Source organism: Streptomyces sp. NBC_01255, assembly GCF_036226445.1.
GTDB lineage: Bacteria > Actinomycetota > Actinomycetes > Streptomycetales > Streptomycetaceae > Streptomyces.
On the sequence record NZ_CP108474.1, the window covers coordinates 3,897,753 to 3,913,112 of the forward strand.

Genomic DNA, 15,360 nt, shown 5'->3' on the forward strand with positions numbered 1-15,360 from the left:
TGAGGTGAGGGCGCGGCTAGAGCATCAGGGAATCACCCCTTCCGGCGCGGAGCGCGACACAGGGGAAGCAGGCCTTCCGGGCCGTACGCCGGGCAGAATGCCCCCATGACCGCCGAGGAACACCCCGAGCTGCTCCAGCGCTGGAACGCCACCCTGCGCGCCGCCCGCGCCGGCCACGAGGGCCCGGACCCCGCCCCGTACGGCCGGAACCTGCTCTCCCGCTGGGCCGAGCCGCAGCGCCGCTATCACACGGTCGACCACCTGCGGGCGGTCCTGGACCGCATCGACGAACTCTCTGACCAGGGCGCGGAGGGCGGCGAGCTGGAACTCGTCCGCCTGGCCGCCTGGTTCCACGACGCGGTCTACCGTCCGGACCGCTCCGAGAACGAGGAACGCTCGGCCCTGCTGGCCGAACGCGCCCTGAGAGAAGCGGGCCTGACGGAGCATGAGGTACGGGAGGTGGCCCGGCTGGTCCGCCTGACGGTCTCCCACGACCCGGCCGCGGGCGACCTGAACGGCGAGACCCTCTGCGACGCGGACCTCGCGATCCTGGCCACCGATCCGGATACCTACAGGGGGTATGCGGCGGCGGTCCGCGAGGAGTACGCCTTCGTCCCCGAGGACGCCTTCCGGACGGGCCGTGCGACCGTCCTCCGCCAGCTCCTCTCGCTCCCGCGCCTCTTCCACACGCCGTACGGGGCGGCGGTGTGGGAGGAGAAGGCGCGGGACAACATGGAAAAGGAGCTCAAGGAATTGACGGACATGCCCGAAACAGAGTGAGCGCGGGCCGAGCCGACGCCAAAACGTAATGGGAGCACCCGCCTACCGCCGGTAAGATCATTTTGTTTGTTCTTCGCCAGCGAGAGATGCCAGGAAAGACCATGAAACTGCGCAGGGCCCTTCCGATTGCCGCCGTCATACCGGCCCTCCTTGCGATATCCGCATGCAGCGGTGAATCCTCGGATTCCGACGCCAAGAAGCCGAAGGCGAGCGCGAGCTCCGGCGCGAAAAGCAAGCAGAGCCCCGAGGAGAAAGAGGCCGCCGAGGCGAAGCGCCTGGGGGCGTTCGACGGAAAGTCCCTCGAAAAGGTCGCCATCACGGGAAAGACCGCGAACTTCGACGCCGAGAAGATCGCCAAGGCGGAGGTCGAGGCCGGCCGCGGCATGGAGGCCGACAAGAAGGCCTGCCAGCCGCTCGCCAGCCTCATCGGCGGTTTCACGCACATCCCCGCCGTGAGCACGGTGCACCGCTCCCTCCAGCCCGGCGAGGCCGCCAACGCGACCGTCGGCTCCATGTGGCTCGCCTCGCACTCCGAGGACAACGCCACCCGGGTCATGAAGGAACTCCGCACGGCCGTCACCGAGTGCCCCAAGGGCTTCAAGACCCTGGGCCTCACCTACGGCAAGGTCGAGAACCTCCCGGCACCGAAGCTCGGCGACGAGGCCGTGGGCTACCGGATCACCGGCGACATCGCCAAGCAGAAGGTGCCGATGACGTACACGGTGGTGCGCAGCGGGGGCGTGATCGCGGCGTTCTACGGCGTGAACATGCTGGACCAGAAGAAGGCCGCGATCCCGGAGCCGGTGATCACGGCCCAGCTGGAGCGGATCGCGAGCGCGAAGGGCTGACGGCTGGAGCCGGACGCGCGAACGCCCGGCCGGGTGGGTCCCGGCCGGGCGTTCTCGTACGACGGGTCAGTGCGAGGGATCAGTCACCGAGGAACTGCAGGTATCCGTTGTTCCGGTAGACCCACAAGGTGCCGTCCCTCAGGAGCCGAAGGACCGGGGTCCGGCGCTCCACGGGGATCTCCGCGATCTCACGAAGCAGTTGATACGCCTGCTTGCAGTTGAAGAGCGTCTCGTCGTGCCCGCTCACTCCCCAGCGCACGGCGGTATCCGGCGCCTCGATGACGAATTGGAGCAGGCTCTCCTCGTCGTCGTCCTCGAACTCCGACTGGATTCCTTTTCCTCCGTCGAGAACACGAACCCCAAGGCCCATCTCTCACAACCTCCTGCCTGGTCCGACTACACCGGGTACAAGGAGCTCGGGACTCCGTAGATGGACACGACCACCGCGACGCGAGTCGTCATCTGTCCGTCCTTCTTCTTCTTTCCGATGATCCCGAGTTCGGGTTCGAATTCGCAGATACGGTTGTTCACATTCGTCTTCGAAAACTCCCAGCGGCCGTCGCACTTGGTCTCCGCCATCATGAAGATCTGCAAGAGCTGAGGACCGGTGATGTTGTTGTCCCAGACGCCCTTCTCCGGGAGGTAGTTCACACCACCCTCGAAGTGGCCGTCCTTGATCTTATCGACGAACCAATTGGTCATCTTCACCGGCTTGCACAGGCCCGGCATCGACTTCCAGCCGCCGAGGTCCACCTCCTCCTCGTCCGGGTCCTTGTAGTCCTTCCAGAAGTCCTCGGGGTCGACGGGGGCGGGGGTGCTCTCCCAGTCCGAAGGCCAGCCGAAGTCGTCGCTGTTGGAGGCGATGGAGCTGAACGACGCCTTGCCGGACGACGGGGTGCGGTACAGAGCGGTGCTGAACGAACCGCTGCCGTACGACGCCGTGCTGGTCGCCCCGGACTTCGGCGGGATCAGGCAGACCGGAGACTTCCTGACCTTGTCCAGGAGGCCCTTGTACTTCTCCATCAGCTTCTTGGCGAGCTTCGACGCGTCGAAGAACTTGTCGAGCGCCATGCCGATCCGGTAGAGGGCCTTCGCCACCGCGGGGATCTTCAGGACCGGGACGAGGAACCCCGCCACGTCCACGAGCGCCCAGACGCAGGCCTCGAAGTCCCAGGTGGACAGGCACTCCTTGATGTTGGCGAGACCGAACAGCTCAAGCAGGATCGCGCCGCCGTTGGCCTTGACCCACTCGACGATGTCCCCGCCGGCCAGGTCCCTGGCCGCCTTGTAGTCGTCGACGCACTGCTGGCCGCACATCTGCATGAGCAGCGATTCGAGTTCCGGCGTGAGCCCCTGCCCGGTGACCAGGGAACCATCCTCGACGTGGTCGGTCCGCTGCTCCAGGAGGCGCTTGCGCTCCTCCTCCTCCGCCCGCTTGGCGGCCTCGTCGGCCTCCGTCGCGAGCGCGTGCGCGTTCTCGGCGGCGGTCTCGGCCGCGTCCGCGTCGCTCTCGGCCTGGGTGGCCGAGGAACGGGCGGCGGCGGCGTCGTTCTCCGCCGAGGTCGCCGCCGCACGGGCGCTCGCGGCGTCCTTCTCCGCCTCCGTGGCAGCGCTGTCGGCCGCGACCGCGTCGCCCATCGCCGCGTTCGCGGCGGACGTCGCGGCCATGGCGTCCGAACCCGCCTGGAGGGCGTATCCGTCGGCGCGCTTGGCGGCGGCCTGAGCGGCCTTGGCCGCCTTCTCCGCCTCCACCGCCGCGGCCTGGGCGCGCTTCACGGCCTTCGCGGCGCGCTCCGCGTCCTTGGCCGCCGCCGCTGCCGCCTGGGCGGCCAGCTTGTCGTCGGCCGCCGCCTGGTCGGCGAGGCGCTGGGCCTCCGCCGCGTACGCGGCCGCCTGCACGGCCTTCGCCTCGGCGGCCTTCGCCTGCTGCTCCGAGAGGGTCAGCGCGCTCTGGCCGGTGAGGACCGCGAAGCCCGCCGACGCGTCGGTCTCCTGGTACGGAGAGCCGATCGCGATGGCTTCCTTCGCCGGCTTGACGGCCTGGGTCGCGGTGTCCCGCGCCGCGCTCGCCGCCTGGGCGACGGCATACGCGTGACCGGCCGTCTTCGCCGCCCACTCGGCGGTCAGGACCGCCTCGGTGTGCGCGGCCGCCGCCTCCTGCTTCGCGACGGCCGCAGCGGCCGACGCCTTCCGCGAGTCCGCCTCGGCGTTCCGCGCGTTCTGCGCGGCCGCCTCGGAGGCGTCGATCGCCGTGGCAGCGGCCGCGTGGGCGGCAGCCGCCGATCCCATCGCGGTCGCGTACGCGGCCCAGGCGCCGTCCGCGGCCGCCTTGGAGCGGTCCGCGGCACCCTTGGCCCGGGTCGCGGCCGCACGGGAGTTGACCGCTGCGGTCGTCGCCTCGTTCGCCGCCGCACGGGCGTTGGTCGCCGCGGTGGTCGCCGCGGTGGCGGCGGCACGCGCCTCGGTCGCCAACTGCCGCGTCTCGGTGGCGGCTTCGGTGCCCTCGGCGGCGGCAGCCGCGGATTCGAGGGCCGCGGCCCGGGAGTCCGCCGCCCTCTTGGTGCGCTCCGCCTCGACGGCGCGGTCACGGGCCAGCCTGGCCTGCTCCTCCGACGCCTCCGCGTCGGCCCGCTTGAGCGCGGCCCCGTCGGCGGCGGTCGTCGCGTCGGAGCGGGCGGAGGCGGCCTTGCCCTTCTCCTCCTGAGCACGGGCCTCGGCCGCACTGGCCTTGTCCCGCTCGTGCTCCGCGGTGGCCCGGTGGGCCGCCGCGTTGGCGCGCTCCAGCTCCGCCTCGGCGCGCTTGGCCTGCGCCGTGGCGGCCGCCTGCTTCGCCTCCTGCTCCTCCTTCTCCGCGGTGGCCTTGGCCTCCTGCGCGATCTTCAGGTTCGCTTCGGCCTCGGCCGCCTGCTCGTCGGCGCTGTCCGCGGCGGCCTTCGCCTGGGCGGCGGCCTCCTGCGCGGCGATACGGCGGAACTCGGTGTTCACCGCGTGCGCCTGGGTCTTCGCCAGGGCAAGCAGCGTCTGGGACGTCGAGACCGTGGCGTTCGCCGCGTTCAGCGCCGTCTCCGTCGCCTTCGCGGCGGCCGTGGCTGCGGCGCCGGAAGCGCGCGCGACCTGGACCGACTGCTGGGCGTACATCAGGCCACGGCCGCGCGGCACCCCGGAGGCGTCCGCGATCGCCCAGGCGTCCTGCTGGGCGGTCACCGCGCGCTGGGAAGCCGCGGTGGCCAGAGCGGCCTGGGCCTGGGCCTTGGTGACCAGCGCCTGGACCTTGCCGCGGGCCTTGGTGAGGTCCGACTTGGCCTGGTCGAACAGCGCCTGCTTCGGCTTGAAGAGGTGGTTCGGGTCGCGTGCGAGCTGGTCGTGCCAGTACTTCTGCCAGAGCAGGATCTGGTCGGCGAGCCACGCCTGACCGATCGCCTCGATCATGTGGTCGGTGGCGGCCTTCGTCGCCGCGGCGGCGTCGGCCTCCGCCCGCATGACGATCCCGCGCTGCGTGTTCTGACCGGCGTACTCCGACTCCCACTCGGCCGAGGCCCGGGAGACGACGTCGCTCAGGGCGTTGCGCGGGTCCACGGGGTCGCCGTGGTTGCACGTGGCCCAGGACTGCTTGAGGTTCTCGACCTCGACGCGGAACGCCGCGGTCCCCTCGGTGACCTTCTTGGCGGGGAAGCCGCCGTGCCGCAGGTAGGTCGCGATGTCGGCGGACGTGGTGCTGCCGGAGAACAGCTCGCCGGGCGCGCCGGCGTTGCGCAGCATGAAGCCCGCCGCGAAGTCGTGCCAGTCGTCCTTGCCACGGTTCTGCTCGGCGACGGCCTTGGCCTGGGCGACGGATTCGGCGCTGGGGTTGGTGTGCCCGTCGTAGCCGACCCGCGCGGACAGCTTCGGCAGCGAAGCGTGCGTGAACGCCGTGATCTCGGCGCCGAACTGCGGCGCGTGCAGCGTGATGTCGTCACTGAACGAGCTCATCGCGTACGGCCGGTTGGCGTCCTCGAGGACGGCCTTGCGGGCCGCGATGGCGTCCACGTACTCGTACGCGGCCTTCTTGTCCTGGGAGTTGGCTTCCCCCAGGGGCATGAACTGGAGCCAGATGGAGTCGCCGATGACCTCGTGCAGCTGCGCGTTGGTCCCGGTCAGGCCCTGGATGGCGACGGCCTTCGTCTTGGCGCCGCCCGCGTGCAGGGCGACACCGGCGAGGCAGCGCTCCTTGCGCGGGGTGGAGCGGACGACACTGATGACGGACGTCAGCTCGTTGAGCCGGCGCAGGGCGTCGTCGGCGGCGTTGAAGATCGTCCGCATGCCGTCGGAGACCTTCTCGATCGCCACGGCGAGCGCGGGGATACGACCCACGATCACGGACGACGAGGGGATGTCCACGAGCGCCCAGAGGCAGTCGTCGACGTCCCGCGAGGCCAGGCAGTCCTTCACCTTGGCGGCGTCGAGCTGCTCGAAGAGGATCTGCCCGCCGTTCGCGGTCGCCCACTCGACGACGTTCACGGAGACGGCCGCGAGGCCCTTCCGGTAGTCGTCGACACAGGTCTGACCACACGCGTCGAGGAGGATCTGCTCCTCGCGCTCACCGAGCGCGGGCCAGTTGGCAGCACCGCCCTTGATGGGCGTGGTGCCCTCCTCCAGGGCCTCCTGGTGCGCGGCCTCGTTCTTCTCGCGCTGCTCCTGCTCGATCTTCTTGGCGGCCTCTTCGGCGGCGGAGCTGTCGCCCTCCGCGTCGGACGCCTTGTCCTCGGCGTCCTTGGCGTCCTTCTCCGAGTCGGCCGCCTTGCGCGCGGCTTCGGCGGCGGCCTCGGCGGACCGGCCGGCCTTCTCGTTCGCCTCGGCGGCGTGCCGCTCGGCGTCGGTCGCCTCGCGGTCGGCCTCGGCGGCGATGCCGCTCACGGCACCGGCGGTGGTACGGGCGCTGAGCGCGTCGGTCCCGGCCTGTTCGGCGTGACCGGCGGCGGCGTCGGACGCGTCCTTCGCGCCCTTCTGGGCGTCGGAGGCCTGTCCCGCTGCCGTCTGGGCGCGGGTCACGGCCTCGACCGCACGCGACGAATCGCTCGCCGCGCGAGCGGCGGCCTCGGCCGCGAGCTTCGCGTCACCCGTCGCCTGGTCGGCGGTCAGCTGCGCGGACTCCGCGGCAGCGGCCGCTGCGACGGCCTTGGCCTCGGCGGCGGCGGCCTGCTGCTCGGCGAGCGTCTTCGACGACTGGCCGGACAGCACCGCGAACGCGGCCGAACTGTCCTTCTCCTGGTACGGAGTACCGACCGAGACGGCGGTGTCGGCGGCGTTGATCGCCGCCTTCGCGCTGTCGCGAGCGGCCAGGGCGGCCTGACCGGCCGCGTACGCACGGCCGACCACGGTCGCGGCCGACGTCACGGCCTCGGCGGCACTGGTTCCGGCGGCGACCGACTCCAGCTGGGCCTTCTTGGCCAGCTCGGTCGCGTTCTCCGAGGCCGTCGCGGCGTTGTCCGCGCGGATCGCCGCGTCCTGCGACGCGTCGAGCGCGGTGGCCGCGGCGACGTGCGCCGTGGACGCCTCGCCCTGGGAGACGTAGAAGGCGGACCAGGCCGTGTCGGCACTGGCCTGGGCGCGCTCGGCGGCGCCCTCCGCCGTGGTCGCGGCGGTCCGCGCGGCGACGGCGGCCGTGGTCGCCTGGTCCGCGGCGGTCTGCGCGGCCGTCGCGGCCTGCACGGCCTGGTTCGCGGCCGTACGGGCGGCGGTCGCCGCGGCTCGCGTCTCGGTGGCGGCGGCGCTGCCCTCGGCAGCGGTCGCGGCGGCCTCAAGGGCGGCGGCGCGGGCCGCGGTGGCCTGCTTCGCCTGGAGTGCGGCGACCGCCTTCTCGCGCGCGGTCTGCGCGGCCTTCGCCTTCTCGCCGGCGAGCTTCCGCTTCGCCGTCGCATCGGCGGTCGCCGTGCCCGCAGCCGTACCCGCGCTCGTGGCGGCGGTCTGCTGCGTGGCGGCGCGCTCCTCGGCCTCCTTGGCCTTGGCGCGCTCGGTGGCGGCCTTGGCGCGGGAGGCGGTGGCGGTGGCCTGCTCGGCCTGCGCCTTCGCCCGCTCGGAAGCGGCGGTCTCGGCAGCGGTCTTGGCCTTGTCCCGCTTCTGCTCGGCCGTCGTCCGCGCGGCCTTCGCCGTGTTCGCGCTCTGCGTGGCGGCCGTGGCGTTCGCCTCGGCGCTGTCGGCGGCGGCCTTCGCCTGAGCGGCGGCCTCCTCCGCGGCGACGCGACGGAACTCGGCGTCGATCGCGTGCGACTCGGTCTGCGCCTTCGCCAGCAGCGCCTCGCTGGTGGCGACGGTGGCGTTCGCGGAGGCGAGCGTGGTCTCGGTCGCCTTCGTCGCGGCGGCGGCGGCAGCGGCGGAGGCACGGGCCACCTGCACGGACTGCTGCGCGAACATCAGACCCCGACCGCGCGGGACGTGGGACGTGTCGGCGACGGCCCACGCTGCCTGCTGTGCGGTCGTCGCCGTCTGGGCGGCGGTGGCGGCCTTGGCCGCCTGTGCCTTGGCCGAGGTGACGAGGGCCGCGATGTTGGCGCGGTACATGGCGAGGTCCGCGTCGGCCTTGTCGAGCCTGGCCTGGTCGGGCTGGTCGCTGTAGTAGCCGGGCCACTTGGCGATGGTGTCGCGCCAGTACTTGCTCCACTTCAGGACCTGGTCGGCGAGCCACGCCTGGCCGATGGCCTCGATCAGGTCGTCGGTGGCCTCACGGGCCGCCAGCGAGGCGTCGGCCTCCGCGCGCATGATGGTGGCGCGCTGGGGGGCCTGGCCCGCGTACTCGAGCTCCCACTCGACCATCGCGGTCATGAGGGGCTCGTTGAGCTTGCGGGACGGGTCCCACGGGTTCTGGTAGTCGCAGCCGGCCCAGGCCTGCTTGAGATCCTCGACCTCGACGCGGTACTCGGGCGTGCCCTTGACGGGCGCCACGGCCGGGAAGCCGCCGCGCTTCAGGTAGGCCGCGATGTCGCTGGAGGTGTTGGCGGAGTTGCCGACGTTGCTGAACCTGAGCATGGAGTCCGCTGCCCAGTCGTGCAGCTGGTCCTTGCCGTTGTTCTCCGCGGCGACGGCCTTCGCGCGTTCCATCGCCTCGGCGCTGGGCCGGCTGATGTCGGCCTCGCCGATGCGCCAGGCGAGTTCCTTCTGCGTGACGACGGTGAAGTGCCGGAGGTCCTCGCCGAACTTCGGCGCGTGCCAGGTCAGTCCGGCGTCGGAGGCCACGGAGCTGGCGTACGGGTGGTTCGCGGCGGTCAGGGCGTCCTGGCGGGCCCAGGACATGTCGGAGTAGACGCCGGCGGCCTCCTGGTCGGCCTTGGACGCCAGGTTCAGCGGGCTGGGGTTCCACCATTCGGGAGCCCGGACGATCCCGCCGAGCTGTTCCTCCGCGCCGGTCAGGCCCTCGATGGCCTTGACCTTCACCTGCGGGCCGCCGACGTGCAGCGCCACCGCGGCGATGCAGCGGTCGAGGCGCCGGTCACTGCCGATGCTGTTGCGGTAGAGGCCGTCGTCCACCTCGGGCGTCGGCACCTCGGCGGCGACCGGGGACGCCGAGATCATTCCCACGAGGACGGCGGACACCGTCATCAGGGCTGTCGAACTGGTGGCCCTGGTCAGGGCCGACCGTAGGCGACGCCGGCGTCTGCCGGCGTCTCTGAGCAATGACATGTCCCGCCTTGCAATCTCGCGATCGTCCGGCAGCACCTCAAATTGAACATGGGCATGACAGAGCAGCGGTCAGCCTCCCCGGGGCACACTCCCCCGAAAACGGCCGCCGGCACGCTCGCCCCCCACGAACCGGCGCTACCGCTTGCTCCGCGACGATGTCACGCGCAGCACCTCCAAGAGAAGATCAAATAATCTTCACCAAAGCCTCACAGGAGCGGGAAAGAGGCCAAAGCGACGCCTAGTTGATCATGTTGTTACCGGCCGTAAGGGAGTGGGGCGAGAGGAACGCGTCTCGCATCGCAAGACATTCCCCGCACACGGAATGTCAGGCACAAAATCCAGGTTTACGCATGTCATGCCCTCCCTCTCCGCCGAAGACGCCACCGCCACCCCCGGCCCCACCCCCGGCCCCACCTCCGGCCCCGCCCCCAGCCGGATGCCCCTGGCCGTCTACATCCTCGGCCTCTCCGTCTTCGCGCTCGGCACGAGCGAGTTCATGCTCTCGGGACTCCTCCCGGCCATCGCGGAGGACATGAACGTCTCCATCCCCCGCGCCGGACTCCTCATCTCCGCCTTCGCGATCGGCATGGTCGTCGGCGCGCCGCTGCTCGCCGTCGCCACCCTCCGGCTCCCCCGCAAGACGACCCTCGTCACCCTCATCACCGTCTTCGGCCTCGGCCAGATAGCGGGCGCCCTCGCCCCGAACTACGCCGTCCTCTTCGCCTCGCGCATCGTGAGCGCGCTCGCCTGCGCCGGGTTCTGGGCGGTCGGCGCGGCCGTCGCCATCGCCATGGTCCCGGTGGGCTCGCGCGCCCGCGCCATGGCGGTCATGATCGGCGGCCTGTCCATCGCCAACGTCCTGGGCGTCCCCGCCGGCGCCTTCCTCGGCGAGCACCTCGGCTGGCGTTCCGCGTTCTGGGCGGTCGCCGCCGCCTCCGCGATCGCCCTCGTCGGCGTCCTCACCCGCATCCCCCACATCCCGCTCCCCGAGACGAAGCCGCGCCTCAAGCGCGAACTCGCCATCTACGGCGACCGTCAGGTCCTGCTCCAGATCGCGATCGTCGCGCTCGCCGCCGGCGGCGTCTTCTGCGCCTTCTCCTACCTGTCCCCGCTCCTCACGGACGTCTCCGGCGTCGACGAGAGCTGGGTCTCCGGCGTCCTCGCGCTCTTCGGGATCGGCGCCGTCATCGGTACGGCGATCGGCGGCCGGGTGGCCGACGCCCACCTCTTCGGCGTCCTGCTCACCGGCATCACCGCCTCGACCGTCTTCCTGATCGCGCTGGCGTTCCTCGCGTCGAGCCCGGTCGCCACGATCGTCCTGACGTTCCTCCTCGGCGTCTCCGCCTTCTACACGGCCCCGGCCCTCAACGCCCGCATGTTCAACGTCGCCGGCGCCGCCCCCACCCTCGCCGGCGCCACGACCACCGCGGCGTTCAACCTCGGCAACACCGGCGGCCCCTGGCTCGGCGGCACCGTCATCGACGCCGACCTCGGCTTCGCCTCCCCGGCCTGGGCGGGCGCGGCGATGACGGCAGCGGCCCTCGGCGCGACGGCCCTGGCGCTGCGCCTCGGCGGGCGCGCCTCCGGCAGCCACGTCGTGACCAAGAGCCCGACAAAGCAGCCCGACGACGCCGGCACGCCCGTACCGCTGAAGAACACCGCCCGCTGATGGTGTTTGCCTGTGTCCGCGTACTGGTCAGCAAGATCATGTCGGGATGACGGTGGTCTAGGGTGCCCGGCGGCCTGAAAGCGTGAGCAGCGGGGAGTGACGGCGGTGACGTGGAACAACCCGGCGGGAGGGGATCGGCGCCCGGCGTGGGATCCGGACGCGACGGAAGTACTCCCGCCGCCGACGGCTACGGGACGGTGGAGAGCCCCGGGCCCGGACTCGGACATCACCTCGACCCGGCCCTTGCCCGGGATCGACGGGGACGCGTACGCACCGCGCGCGAACACCGTCCCGCCTGAGGGGCACACCCGCCGCGCGTCGAAGACCGCGAAGGTCGTGTGGGCAGCCGCCGCTCTGGCGGCCTGCACGACGGGCGGGATCGCGATCGGCACGATGACCGCGGACCCGGCGCAACCCGCCGCGAGCGAACTGCCGACAGGTCCAGCCGCGCCCGCCTCGCACTCTCCGGCCGCGACCGCCCCGGAGCCGTCGAACGGCCCGGCCGCGTACCGGGTGACCCTGGAGACGGCGGACGCCGATGGGGCGGGCACGGACAGCGACGTCCAGGGGCGCCTGACCGACGAGGCCGGGCGCACGTCGGCCTGGACGGTCCTGGACACCGACGGGCAGAACGACTTCGAAGCCGACACCCGGACCACCTACGTGATCGACGTGCCGGCCGCCTTCGGCCGCCCGGCCTCCCTCCAGTTGTGGAAGGGCGGGAAGGACGCCTGGGCCGTCGAGTCCGGCGCCCGGATCACCGGCCCCGACGGCTACAGCGCGCTCTGGCACCCCGCCGGCACCTCGCCCCATCTGTGGATCACCGGCGGCGACGCGGCCCCCGACGACGGCTCACCGGTGTTCACCGCGTACAGCCCGGACGGGACGCTCGCCGGAGAGCGCACCTGACGGCTCCGCCACCCGCCCCACAAATCCCCGTCTCGCGTGGCGACTTCGGGCACGGACCGGGGAACACGCCGACCAGGGACGGTGCGCGATCCCCCGGCGCCCCTACGCGGACATCGCGTCCTGCACGAGCCGTTTCATGAGCGGGGACGGCTCGACCGCCAACTCGCTGCGCAGCAGCCGCCGGTACTCCTGGTAACGCTTCACCGCGCAGGCCCTGTTGCCCTCGGCCAGGAGGATCTCGATGAGGATGCGCTGCGCCGTCTCCCGTATCGGATCGATCTGGGCGGCGGTCAGCGCGGTCTGGAGGGCCGCGAGGTACTCCCCTTCCCGCTGGAGCCGCTGGGCCAGGCCCTCCAGCGCGTGCAGGCGCACCTGGTCCCAGCGCTCACGCTCCGGTACGAGCCACTCGTCCGGCCAGCGGGGCAGCAGTTCCTCCCCGAGTCTGGCCGTGAGGCCCTCGGGGTCGGCGGGCGGCGGGCCGTCGCCGACCGCGTCCTGCGCCAGGCACCGCACCTGGTGCAGGTCCACGTCGACCAGGGGCGCGAGCCGCAGGCGGCGGTCCACGCACTCCACCGTCGTCAGGGGCCCCGCGCGCCGCCCGTGACACAGCGCGGTCCGGAGGTTCGCCGAAGCCCGGCTCGGGCTGCAGTCGGGCCACAGCCGCTCGGCTGCCGCACCCCGGTACACGCCGGCCGTATGCACGGCGAGAAGCGCCAACAGGCGCTGAGCTCCCGAAGGGAGGGGAATACGGCATCCGGCGTACGAGAGCTCGAAAGCACCGAGCAGTTCGAGGTATACGCCGTTCGATGACACATCCCTCACTGTGCAACCGGCCGGTGCATCACGCATCCGCGCATCCCGCCGTCATCCCCCCTGACTTCGCCCCTGTTTTCGGCCCCGGCCGCGCTTTCCCGACACGATCCGCGAGCCGCGGGTCCTGCGGATCCACCGGCCTGACCGGTGGGCAGACGTCTCAGGGCACGCCCCGGAAATGGTCCGGAAACGCTCCGGGGACGCCGCTTGCACATTCCGGGTGACGGAGCGCCGACGAGGCCCCCGGAGAGTCGGAGCAAGACGTTCTTCCGCAGCCGCCGGTGCCCACGGGCACGGAAAGCAGGTCGGGAATGAAGGCTCGGGCGATTCTCGGGGACCTCGGCGCACGGCACGACCAGCCGTTCGGGGATCCACGCGTCTGCGTGGCCCTGCTCGACGGGCCGGTCGACCTGTCCCACCCCTGCTTCGCGGGCGCCGAACTCACCCGACTGCCGACGCTGGTACAGGAACCCGCGGGGCAGGGGCCGATGTCCCGGCACGGCACGCACGTCGCCAGCCTGGTCTTCGGCACCCCCGGCACATCCGTCACGGGGCTCGCCCCGCGCTGCCGCGGACTGATCCTGCCGGTCTTCCGCGACGGCGGCGACGGCCGGGTGCCCCAGCTCGACCTGGCCCGCGCCATCGAACAGGCCGTCGAGGCGGGAGCGCACGTCATCAACATCAGCGGCGGCGAACAGGCCGCGGACGGGTCTGCGGACCCCATCCTCGACCGCGCCCTGCGGCTGTGCGAGGACCGCGGTGTCCTCGTCGTGTCCGCCGCCGGGAACGACGGGGCCGACACCGTCCAGGTACCGGCCGCCGTCCCCTCCGTCCTGGCCGTCGGCGCCGCCGCGGCCGACGGCCGGCCGCTCGACATCAGCAACTGGGGTGCGGCCTACCGCGCCCACGGGATCCTCGCCCCGGGGCAGGACATCGAGGGCGCCGCTCCCGGCGGCGGCCTCGCCCACCTGACGGGAAGCAGCTTCGCCACCCCCCTCGTGGCCGGCACGGCCGCCCTGCTCGTCGCCGCCCAGCTGGCCGGCGGCGGGGCGGCGGACCCGAGGGCCGCCGGGCAGGCGCTGCTCTCGACGGCCACCGCCCCCGACTGCGCCGACCCGGACGCCCCGGTCTGCCGCCGCGGGCTCGGCGGGAGCCTGGACGCCGTCCGGGCGCACGCCCTCATCACCACCAGGAAAGAGGAGACAGCCGTGACCACTCCCGCAGCCGCCCCCACGCCGTCCGAGGCCCCGGCGCCGAACGTCGCCCCGGCCGCGTACGAGACCCCCGCGTCGTACGGGACACCCGCCGCGCCCGTACCGGCGGCCCCACCCGTACCGGCGGGCATCACCGCCGACGGCGAGGCCCTTCCCCCGCCTCCGGTCCCGCCCGCGCCTCCGGCACTGGCACCGGCCCAGGTCCAGACGCCGGCATCGGCACCGGCACCGGCACCGGCTCCTGCCGCCCAGGCCCCGGCCCCTGTTCAGGCCGCCCCGGCCCAACCGATACCGTCTGCGCCCCCAGTTCACGCCCCCCACACCACGACAAGCGCCGGGGTACGCCCTGCCTGTGGCTGCGGCGGCGACCCGGCCACGTGCAACTGCGGAGGCGGAGGCGGTGCGTTCCCCCGTCCGTTGATCTACGTCATCGGCACCATCGGCTTCGACTACCCGACCGAGGCGCGCCGGGACAGCTTCCGGCAGCAGATGCCGTACGTCGACGCGACGATCGACGGCAAGGTGGTCGAGCAGAGTCCGGACCCGTACAGTCCCCGCCAGCTCCGCGACTACCTCGCGACCTCCCCCTGGGTCTCCGACAAGGTGACCTGGACTCTCACCATGGACGGCGCCACGGTGTACGCGCTGGAGGCCGAGCCTTCCGCCGGCATGGACTGGAGCGAGCCACTGGTCCCTCCGGTGGAAGCCCAGCGCGCCCGCAAGGCGCCGGACCGGATCGCCACCGAGCAGGGCAAGACCGACACCGACCTGTTCCGCCTCTTCGCCAATCCGCCGGTCTCGACGGTCTACCGGGTGTTCCGCGACGCCGTCGCGGGCCAGGCACTCAACCCGGACGACCCCGCCGAACGCGACGGATACATCTCCCGTGTCTCCGTACCCGGTGTCCTCACCAACCGCACCACTCGCCTCTACTCCGGTCAGATCGTGCCCGTGGTCGAGGTGAAGAGCCGCGGTCTGTACACGTGGAACGAGGCAGCGCTCGTCGACCTCGTCTTCGACCAGGTCAAGAAGGACACCGACGCCCCGCCGGTGGCCGACAAGAAGCAGGCCAAGGTCCAGCTCCGCGACGAGGAGGACCTGAAGCTGACGATCCGGGCCCTCCTCGACAAGATCTACTACCAGTTCCGCAACCTCGGCCAGACCTCCGCCGACCGCGCGCTCAACTTCATGGGCACCAACGCCTTCCTGTTCGGCGACAAGATCGCGGAAGGCCTGCTGTCCGCGAGCAAGGTGCCGGGTTCCACCAAGAACCTCTACGCGCTCGACACCATCACCGTCGCCAAGAGCCCGTACTGCAGGGTCGGTTCGGACTGCCAGGACGTGACCGTGACCTTCTACGACCCCGAGGACGAACGCAGGTCCCGGCTCTCGTACCTGTTCACCATCGACGTGAGCGACGAGCTGCCGGTCACCCTCGCCCCGGTCCACACGTTCCTCGGCTCCTTCTGAGACT

At 72.0% G+C, this 15,360-nt stretch carries 8 protein-coding genes; 5 read left to right on the forward strand and 3 right to left on the reverse strand.

What is annotated here, in order from left to right; all coding sequences use genetic code 11:
* Window positions 1-105 precede the first annotated feature (105 nt).
* Both OG357_RS17200 and OG357_RS17205 read left to right on the forward strand, forming a co-directional pair.
* Window positions 106-780 (forward strand): HD domain-containing protein, encoded by a 675-nt coding sequence (locus tag OG357_RS17200; protein WP_329621991.1) that lies wholly within the window; start codon window positions 106-108, stop codon window positions 778-780.
* Window positions 781-881: 101 nt separating this feature from the next.
* Window positions 882-1,628: a hypothetical protein gene (locus OG357_RS17205; protein WP_329621992.1), complete on the forward strand. Its 747-nt coding sequence runs from the start codon at window positions 882-884 to the stop codon at window positions 1,626-1,628.
* A 79-nt stretch (window positions 1,629-1,707) separates the two neighbouring features.
* Here the strand turns inward: OG357_RS17205 and OG357_RS17210 are convergent, their stop codons facing one another.
* Both OG357_RS17210 and OG357_RS17215 read right to left on the reverse strand, forming a co-directional pair.
* Window positions 1,708-1,998, reverse strand: a complete 291-nt coding sequence (locus tag OG357_RS17210; RefSeq protein WP_329621993.1) for a hypothetical protein — start codon at window positions 1,996-1,998, stop codon at window positions 1,708-1,710.
* 26 nt (window positions 1,999-2,024) lie between these two features.
* Window positions 2,025-9,200 (reverse strand): hypothetical protein, encoded by a 7,176-nt coding sequence (locus tag OG357_RS17215; RefSeq protein ID WP_329621994.1) that lies wholly within the window; start codon window positions 9,198-9,200, stop codon window positions 2,025-2,027.
* A 517-nt stretch (window positions 9,201-9,717) separates the two neighbouring features.
* Between OG357_RS17215 and OG357_RS17220 the strand changes: the two genes are divergently transcribed.
* Window positions 9,718-10,950, forward strand: a complete 1,233-nt coding sequence (locus OG357_RS17220; protein WP_329625616.1) for a Cmx/CmrA family chloramphenicol efflux MFS transporter — start codon at window positions 9,718-9,720, stop codon at window positions 10,948-10,950.
* Window positions 10,951-11,193: 243 nt separating this feature from the next.
* Window positions 11,194-11,859, forward strand: coding sequence for a PLAT/LH2 domain-containing protein (locus tag OG357_RS17225; protein WP_329621995.1), 666 nt, complete (start codon window positions 11,194-11,196; stop codon window positions 11,857-11,859).
* Window positions 11,860-11,961: 102 nt separating this feature from the next.
* Here the strand turns inward: OG357_RS17225 and OG357_RS17230 are convergent, their stop codons facing one another.
* Window positions 11,962-12,423, reverse strand: a complete 462-nt coding sequence (locus tag OG357_RS17230; protein WP_329621996.1) for an AfsR/SARP family transcriptional regulator — start codon at window positions 12,421-12,423, stop codon at window positions 11,962-11,964.
* 560 nt (window positions 12,424-12,983) lie between these two features.
* Here OG357_RS17230 and OG357_RS17235 point away from each other — a divergent pair.
* Window positions 12,984-15,356, forward strand: coding sequence for a S8 family serine peptidase (locus OG357_RS17235; RefSeq protein ID WP_329621997.1), 2,373 nt, complete (start codon window positions 12,984-12,986; stop codon window positions 15,354-15,356).
* The last annotated feature ends 4 nt before the right edge of the window (window positions 15,357-15,360 follow it).

Bases quoted from the DNA above. Each gene is read 5' to 3' on its own strand.
- OG357_RS17215 (WP_329621994.1), bottom strand. From the start codon at position 9,200: ATGACGGTGTCCGCCGTCCTCGTGGGAATGATCTCGGCGTCCCCGGTC.
- OG357_RS17210 (WP_329621993.1), bottom strand. From the start codon at position 1,998: ATGGGCCTTGGGGTTCGTGTTCTCGACGGAGGAAAAGGAATCCAGTCG.
- OG357_RS17235 (WP_329621997.1), top strand. From the start codon at position 12,984: ATGAAGGCTCGGGCGATTCTCGGGGACCTCGGCGCACGGCACGACCAG.
- OG357_RS17205 (WP_329621992.1), top strand. From the start codon at position 882: ATGAAACTGCGCAGGGCCCTTCCGATTGCCGCCGTCATACCGGCCCTC.
- OG357_RS17200 (WP_329621991.1), top strand. From the start codon at position 106: ATGACCGCCGAGGAACACCCCGAGCTGCTCCAGCGCTGGAACGCCACC.
- OG357_RS17220 (WP_329625616.1), top strand. From the start codon at position 9,718: ATGCCCCTGGCCGTCTACATCCTCGGCCTCTCCGTCTTCGCGCTCGGC.